At 73.6% G+C, this 5,993-nt stretch carries 5 protein-coding genes and 1 tRNA gene; 3 read left to right on the top strand and 3 right to left on the bottom strand.

The features are described 5' to 3' along the window. Nucleotides 1-688, top strand: a 688-nt coding sequence (lepB, locus tag KS423_RS36430; protein ID WP_224284025.1) for a signal peptidase I, incomplete at its 5' end; no start/stop codon positions are given. Here lepB and KS423_RS36425 read toward each other — a convergent pair. The 3 genes from KS423_RS36425 to KS423_RS36415 form a co-directional block, all read right to left on the bottom strand. Beyond that, nucleotides 651-1,727 (bottom strand): DMT family transporter, encoded by a 1,077-nt coding sequence (locus KS423_RS36425; RefSeq protein ID WP_224284024.1) that lies wholly within the window; start codon nucleotides 1,725-1,727, stop codon nucleotides 651-653. The genes lepB and KS423_RS36425 overlap by 38 nt on opposite strands. A 160-nt stretch (nucleotides 1,728-1,887) precedes the next feature. Beyond that, nucleotides 1,888-4,293: a transglycosylase domain-containing protein gene (locus KS423_RS36420; RefSeq protein WP_224284023.1), complete on the bottom strand. Its 2,406-nt coding sequence runs from the start codon at nucleotides 4,291-4,293 to the stop codon at nucleotides 1,888-1,890. A gap of 222 nt (nucleotides 4,294-4,515) precedes the next feature. Then, nucleotides 4,516-4,589 (bottom strand) — tRNA-Lys (locus KS423_RS36415). 218 nt (nucleotides 4,590-4,807) lie between these two features. Between KS423_RS36415 and KS423_RS36410 the strand changes: the two genes are divergently transcribed. Continuing rightward, nucleotides 4,808-5,491: a DUF998 domain-containing protein gene (locus KS423_RS36410; protein WP_224284026.1), complete on the top strand. Its 684-nt coding sequence runs from the start codon at nucleotides 4,808-4,810 to the stop codon at nucleotides 5,489-5,491. After that, the coding region (locus KS423_RS36405) for an alpha/beta fold hydrolase (RefSeq protein ID WP_224284022.1) at nucleotides 5,488-5,993 on the top strand (506 nt) is incomplete at its 3' end. The genes KS423_RS36410 and KS423_RS36405, both read left to right, overlap by 4 nt.

Genomic DNA, 5,993 nt, shown 5'->3' with positions numbered 1-5,993 from the left:
CCGGGCGCGCGGTTCGCGCGGCCGCAAGGCGGGCCGCCCGGGCCGGCAGCCCAGGCCGTGGTGGATCGAGCTGCCGGTGATGGCGGCGGTCGGCCTGGTGGTCGCGCTGCTGATCAAGACCTGTCTGTTCCAGGTGTTCACCATCCCGTCCGGCTCGATGGAGAACACCCTGCGGATCGGCGACCGGGTCGGGGTGAACAAGCTGGCGCCGCTGACCGGCTGGGAGCCGGAGCCGGGGCAGCCGGTGGTGTTCAAGGACCCGGGGGGCTGGCTGCCGCCGCAGCCCGCCGACCCGAACCCGTTCACCAACGCCGTGAGCTCGGCGCTCAGCTTCGTCGGTCTGGTGCCGCCGAAGGACGACAACTACCTGGTCAAGCGGGTCATCGCGACCGGTGGCCAGACCGTGCAGTGCGAGGGCACCACGCTGACCGTCGACGGGCGGAAGGTCGACGAGCCGTACCTGCACCCCGGGGACGACTCCTGCGCCGGGCTGGACTTCGGGCCGGTGAAGGTGCCCTCGGGCTACGTCTGGGTCGAGGGCGACCACCGCAGCGACTCGTCGGACTCCCGCTACCACCAGCACGGCCAGGGTGGCGGTGCCGTGCCGGTGGACAACGTGGTCGGCCCGGTGTCGGCCGTCGTGTGGCCGCTCAATCACTTCGACTGGTTCGGCTGGACCGGCCGCTGACCCCACGCTCGGCGGTCACCGGGCCGGGAGCCCCGGCTTCGGCAGCTCCCGGCTCGACGGTTCCAGGTTCGGCAGTTCCACGGCCGTCGGCCGGCGAACCCGCACCCGCCTGCGCGGGCTTGCTCGCCTGCGCCGCGAAGGCGCCGGTCAGCACCAGCAGGCCGCCCGCGATCTGCGGCAGCCCGAGGTGCTCGCCGAGCAGCACCCAGGCCGCCACGGCGGCGACCACCGCCTCCAGGTTGGCGACCACCCCGGCGATCGGCGGCGAGAGGTGGCCGACCGCGATCACGCCGGTCAGATAGGCGAGCACGGTGGCGATCAGGACCATCCACGCGGCCGGGAGGAAGGCGGGCAGGGTGTGCCCGTTCATCACCACCGACCCGCCGAGCCGGCTCCAGTCGGCCTGCCACGGGCGGGTGAGGGCGGTGAGCAGCACGGCGCCGACGAGCAGTCCGAACGCGCTGACGGCGAGCGGGTCGACCGGGCGGTCGCCGCGCCGGCCGGCGTCGGCGAGCACGAAGTAGCCGACCTGGCAGCAGGCCGCGCCGAGGGCGAACAGCACGCCCAGCACGTCGAAGCTCAGACCGTTCCAGAACTCGACCACGCAGGCCAGTCCGGCCACCGCGACGCCGGCGCCGATGGCGGCGCCGCGGGTGATCGGCTTGCGCTGGACGAACCTGACGTAGCCGAGCAGCAGCGGCGGCCCGAGGTACTCGATGAGCAGGGCGACGCCGACCGGGATGCGGGAGATCGCCGCGAAGTAGCAGGCCTGGACGCCCGCCACGGCGATCAGGCCGAAACCGAGCAGCAGGCCGGGGCGGCGCAGTACGGCGTCCCGGTGCCGGTAGGCGATCGGGAGGAGTGCCACCGCCGCCCCGGTGACCCGGAGCCACACCACGTGCAGAGGGGAGAGCCCGGCCTCTATCAGTGGCTTGGCCGCGGTGCCGGAGCCGCCGAAGGCGAATGCGGAGACCAGCGCGAGGCCGAGGCCGAGGGTTCTGCCCGAAGGGAGGGTGGGCGAGGCCGTTGATCTGTACACCGCCGCATTGTGACAGCCGTGCCGATGACCGGGTAAGGCGCCATTCCGTCGTTTGGTCCTGCTCTCAACTGTGCGGAGTGGCGCACTCACCGGTGCGGAGTGGCGCACTCACCCGATCCCGGACGGCGTCCCGGGTACCCCCCCCGCCGGCCCCGGACCGTCAGCCCCTGGAGCCGGACGAGGCGCCTGCCCCCGTCAGCGTGTCCGGCCCGCCCACGGGCGGGGCGGTCGGCTGCGTGGTCGGGGCCGTGGTCGGCTGCGTGGTCGGCGTCGGCCGCGAGGTGGGCCGGGGCGGCCGGGTGGGCTGGGTGCTGGGCTGGGTGGTCGGAGGAGCCGTCGGAGCGGTGGTCGCGCCGCCGTCGGTGCCGCCCGACGGGATCGAACCGGAGCCGTCTCCCGGCGCCGTGGTGGGGCCGGTGCTCGGCGCGCCGGTGGGGGCGCCCGTCGACGGGGTGCTGCTCGGCGCGCTCGGGGCGGTCGGCAGGTCGGCCGCACCCGAGAAGTCGCCGTCGGCCGGGGTCGGGAAGTCACCGACCGGCTGGCCCTTGAGCGCGGCCTTCATGTAGCTGGTCCAGATCTGGGCCGGGTACTGGCCGCCCGCCGCGCCGTCGATGCCGCCGACGCCGCTCAGGCTGACCTGGGAGCCGTTGCCCGGGTCCTGGCCGAACAGGGCGACCGAGGTGACCAGCTCGGGGGTGTAGCCCACGAACCAGACGGACTTCTGGTCGTCGGTGGTGCCGGTCTTGCCCGCCGCCGGGCGGCCGAGCGACTTCGCCCGCCAGCCGGTGCCGCCCGGGTCGTTCACCACGCCCTGGAGCATCGAGGTGACCTGGTTGGCGGTGTCCGCGCTGATCGCCTGGGTGGTCTTGTGCGCGGGCAGCGCCACGGCCTCGCCCTCGCGGTCCACCGACTGCACCAGCCACGGGGTGATCTGCTTGCCGCCGTTGTCCAGCGTGGCGTACACACCGGCCATGTCGAGCACGCTCGGGGTGGCCGCGCCCAGCGGGATGGAGGGTACCGCGTCGAGCCCCGGGGTGTTGCCGGGCAGGCCCAGCGCGATGCCGGTGTCCTTGACCTTCTGCAGCCCGGTGTCCTGCGCGAGCTGCGCGAACGCGGAGTTGACCGACCAGTCGGTGGCCTGCTGCAGGGTGATCTGGCCGTAGCTCTTGTCGCCCTCGTTCGGCGGCGCGTACGGGGTGCCCTTGCCGCCGCGGACCTTCCGGCCGCTGGTGCCGTCGTAGACCGTGCGCGGGGTGACGGTGCGGCCGTCCTGGGTCTTGGCGTCGTTCTCGAAGGCGGCGGCCAGCGCGATCGCCTTGAAGGTCGAGCCGGCCTGGTAGTCGCGCCGGGTGGCGTTGTCGACGTAGTGCTTCACGTAGTCGACGCCGCCGTACAGCGCGACGACCGCGCCGGTCTTCGGGTCCACGGAGGCGGCGCCGGCCTGGGCGGCCGCGTCCGCCTTCCGCTTGTCCGGGTTCAGGGTGTCGCGCAGCTGGGCCTGGACGGAGTCCTGGAGGGCCTGCTGGCGGGCCGGGTCGATGCTCAGCTTGATCGTGTAGCCGCCCTTGGCCAGCTCGGTCTCGCTGATCACCCCGCTGGAGGTGAGGTACTGGGTGGCCGCGTCGACCAGGTAGCCCGCCTGGCCGGACAGGCCCGGGTTGGGCTGGGGGTCCCGGACGTCCGGGAAGGTGGTCCCGGCCCGCTCGTCCGCGGAGAGCCAGCCCTCCTTGACCATGCCGTCGAGCACGTAGTTCCAGCGGTTGACGGCGTTCTGCTTGCCCGTCGCGGTCGCGGTGGCGACGTCGTAGGCGCTCGGCGCGTTCAGCAGAGTGGCCAGGTAGGCGCCCTGGGCGGGGTTCAGGGCGGACGCGTCGATGCCGAAGTACGCCTGGGAGGCGGCCTGGATGCCGTAGGCGCCGCGGCCGTAGTAGGACGTGTTCAGGTAGCCGGAGAGGATCTCGTCCTTGCTCTCGGTGGCGTCCACCTTGATGGCGATGAACAGTTCCTTCACCTTGCGGGTGATCGACTGCTTCTGGCTCAGGTACGTGTTCTTCACGTACTGCTGGGTGATGGTGGAGCCGCCCTGGGTGCCCTCGCCCTTGGCGGTGTTGACCGCGGCCCGGACCAGGCCCTGGACGTTGACCGCGCCCTCGTTGTAGAAGTTCCGGTCCTCGGCGGCCAGCGCGGCGTGCTGGGCGGCGGGGGAGACCTTGTCCAGGGAGACGTTCTGCCGGTTGGTCTGGCCGGTGCGGGTGAGCACCGAACCGTCCGAGTAGAGCCAGGTGTTGCTCTGGGCGGTCGCGGCGGCGTGCGCGTCCGGCACCTTCACCAGGGCGATCCCCAGCGCGAACAGGCCGATGCCGAGCAGCAGTGCCGAGCCGAAGCCGAGCAGGGTCATCCGCCAGGTGGGTATCAGCCGGCGCCAGCCGGTGCGCCCGGGACGGCGCGGCTTCCTGCCGCCGGAGCCGCCGGGCCCGCCGACCGGGCCGGCGGAGCGCTTGAACCGCTTGACCGGGCGGAGGCTGATCGACGGCGTGCGACGGCCGCTCTGGACGTTTCTGGACAAAGCGCGGCCTTTCCTGCGGGCGTCGAAGCAGCCTGCACGGACGGGGACATCGGCGGTTGGGGACCTTTGTCCCGATTCCGGTTCTACTGCCCTGGACGAGCAGAACGGGCCGGATGGCTCCGGCGGATCGCCAATCGAGACCGACATCACACGCAAAACGGACGTCGGAGGCCAAAAAATCGGGGAGCCCCTCGCTGCTGCGAGAGGCTCCCCAACTGTCTGTGCGCCGCCAGGGACTCGAACCCCGGACCCGCTGATTAAGAGTCAGCTGCTCTAACCAACTGAGCTAGCGGCGCCTGCTGACCTGGAAAACAATACACGGTTCCGAGGGATGCCTCGAACCACCCCGGACGCGGCCGCCCGATCCGTCCCTTTCCTTCCGGTTGGGCTGGAGTTCGCCGCTGGTTAGGGTGGAGCGGTGCCCAGCCTCCAGCCAGGACACCCCCGAGCACGACCCGGCAGACCGGGAAGCGGCAGCTCGGGACACCGCACCGCGCGGACGGCGGTCGCCACCCTGCTGCTGCTCAGCGCCGTGGCGTACACCGCCTGGGTGCTGGAGGTCGTGTTGAGCACCGGGCTCGACCCGGTGCAGGCGTACATCAGCGAACTCGCCGCCGAGGACCAGCCGCTGGGCGGCCTGTTCCGGGCCACCGACCTGGCCGCCGGGCTCTGCCTGCTCGCCGCCGCCGGCACCGCCCTCGCCGCCGGGCCGGCCGGGTCCTTCCGCCGCAACCGCTGGGCGTCGGTCGGCTGGTCCGCGCTGGCCGTGTTCGGCGCCGCGACCGCCGCCGACTCCCGGCTGCCGCTCAGCTGCGCACCCACCAGCGACGAGATGTGCGCCGCCCGGGAGACCGCCGGGCTGGTCCCCGCCACCCACACCGCGCACGCCGTCACCAGCAGCCTCGCCATGGCCGGTGCGCTCACCGCGCTGGTCTCGCTCACCGTGGCCGCCCGGCGCTACCGCTGGTGGTCGCCGGTGCGCCGGTTCGGGCCCTGGCTGCTGGGCGCCGAGCTGCTCGCCACCGGCTGGAGCCTCGCCTCGATCGCCGCCTTCCAGGCCGGACACGGCACCTGGGCGCTCGGGGCCGGCCAGCGGCTGCAGGTGCTGCTGGTCGCGCTCTGGCTTGGCCTGCTGGCCCTGGGCGTCGCCCGCTCCGCCTGGCCGGCCGGGCCGCTCCCGGAACGGAGGCCGGCATGAGCACCCCCGGGGCGGAGACCGGCGGCCGGGCGCGCTTCCTGCGCATCGACGGCGTCCCGCTGCACGTCCGCACCGAGGGCAGCGGCCCGGTCTGCCTGCTCTCCGGCGGCCTCGGCAGCAGCTGGTTCGACTGGGACCTGGTCGTCCCCTTCCTCACGCCCTACCGCACCGTGGTCCGCTTCGACCGACCCGGTTACGGACTGAGCGCCGCCGAGCCCGCCGCCGGGCGGCCCTCACCGACGGCGGCCGGCGAGGCCGGGCGCATACGGGCGGTGCTCGACGGCCTCGGGCTGCGCGAGCCCTGCACCGTGGTCGGCCACTCGCTCGCGGGCTTCCACGTCGAGGCCTTCGCCCGGCTGCACCCCGAGCGGACCGCCGGGCTGGTGCTGGTGGACGGCAGTGTGGAGGCGGCGGCCCGCCCGTACCCGGCGCCCGGTGCGCGCGACCTGGCGGCCCGGGCGGTGGCCGGCGTCGCCACCGCCCTCGCCGTGCCCTACCTGCT

It is taken from the genome of Streptomyces sp. LS1784 (assembly GCF_020103755.1).
Classification (GTDB): domain Bacteria; phylum Actinomycetota; class Actinomycetes; order Streptomycetales; family Streptomycetaceae; genus Kitasatospora.
Note: the sequence above shows the minus strand (reverse complement) of the source record. Positions and strands in the feature narration are given on the sequence as shown.